Annotated in this window: 1 pseudogene; it reads right to left on the reverse strand. The window is 46.0% G+C overall.

Annotated elements, in window-relative coordinates:
* Window positions 1-61 precede the first annotated feature (61 nt).
* Window positions 62-615 (reverse strand): annotated as a pseudogene (locus ACFILA_RS09915) (hypothetical protein); the annotation flags it as partial.

The following is a 615-nucleotide window of genomic DNA, read 5'->3' on the forward strand; positions in this document are numbered from 1 at the left end:
TTGCGGCATAACCAAACGATAACAATCACTTGGTTATCTCTGTTGCGCCACCACGCACATCTCACGCTCTGCTCATAATTTGTTCAAATTTTTCGGGATTTTTCTCAACCCATACAGCAAATTCGGCTTCTGGCATGGAAAAGAGCGTTCTCACATCCATACCGCCTGTTGGAACTTGTCCACCGCGCGCTGTAAGTGTCCGCGCTGCTTGAGAACGCTCTTGAAGAGCTCCTACTTCGTCCTTAACGGGCGCGCCACTATAGCCAAAAGCTTTTGCTTTTTGCACCAGCACCTCAATTGGATTTATACCGGCTTTCTGACACTGCTGGCATATTTGGCGCAATTCAGCACCAATTTGCTGTTGCCGTGCCACGGGGTCTTTCCATTGCGGATAAAGGCTTGCTTGCGCTTGTAAGACACTGTCTGCTCTTTCATAGAGATAATCAGTGATACTGTCTAAATCTGGATATTTATCTTGTACCTGCGCGTTGGCTTCCTCAAAATAATCCCCTAACTGCTGGCGTTCATATTCCTCTTGAGTCAAACGTTCTTGGCTCTCTCTTATACGAGAAAACTCATCAAGCAATTTCTGTTGTTCCTGTACCTTATGACTAA

Source organism: Bartonella sp. CL71SXKL (genome assembly GCF_042194935.1).
Classification (GTDB): domain Bacteria; phylum Pseudomonadota; class Alphaproteobacteria; order Rhizobiales; family Rhizobiaceae; genus Bartonella.